The 888-nt window shown below is 65.0% G+C and carries 1 protein-coding gene; it reads right to left on the reverse strand.

Annotation, left to right across the window (positions count from 1 at the left end; genetic code table 11):
- The coding region (locus OW493_RS17155) for an Ig-like domain-containing protein (RefSeq protein WP_289864988.1) at positions 1 to 888 on the reverse strand (888 nt) is incomplete at both ends.

An 888-nucleotide genomic window follows, 5' to 3' on the forward strand; every position in this document is an offset into this window, starting at 1 on the left:
TGACCGAGGCCTCGACGCTGTACTCGCCTTCGCTCAGCGGCGTCTCGGCGTCGACCGTGTAGGTGCCGTTCTCGACGGCCGCGGTGACAGTCTGCTCGTTGCCTTCACTATCGGTAATTACCAGCGTGACAGTGCTGCCATCTGGCGCATCGGTGGTACCCACGATGGTCGGCGTGGTGTCGGAAGTCAGCGCGGGGGCATCAACAGTGAGCGCAGGCGCACTTGCGTCGATCTCACCCACGTCATTGCTGGTCGCGGTGTTGCCGGCCGGGTCGGTGACGGTGGCTTCGACGCTGTATTCGCCTTCGCTCAGCGGCGTCTCGGCGTCGACGCTGTAGGTGCCGTTCTCGACGGTCGCGGTGACGGTCTGCTCGTTGCCTTCACTGTCAGTGATGACCAGCGTGACGGTGCTGCCATCTTCGGCATCGGTGGTGCCGACGATGGTCGGTGTGGTGTCGGAGGTCAGCGCCGGCGCATCGACGGTCAGAGCCGGAGCGGACAGATCGATCTCACCCACGTCATTGCTGGTCGCGGTGTTGCCGGCTGGGTCGGTGACAGTGGCCTCGACGCTGTACTCGCCTTCGCTCAGCGGCGTCTCGGCATCGACGCTGTAGGTGCCGTTCTCGACGGTCGCGGTAACGGTCTGCTCGTTGCCTTCACTGTCAGTGATGACCAGAGTCACGGTGCTGCCATCTTCGGCATCGGTGGTACCGACGATGGTCGGCGTGGTGTCGGAGGTCAGCGCCGGCGCATCGACGGTCAGTGCCGGGGCGGACAGATCGATCTCACCCACGTCATTGCTGGTCGCGGTGTTGCCGGCTGGGTCGGTGACAGTGGCCTCGACGCTGTACTCGCCTTCGCTCAGCGGCGTCTCGGCATCGACGCTGT

Source organism: Cobetia sp. 14N.309.X.WAT.E.A4, assembly GCF_030397495.1.
GTDB classification, from domain to species: Bacteria; Pseudomonadota; Gammaproteobacteria; order Pseudomonadales; family Halomonadaceae; genus Cobetia; species Cobetia marina.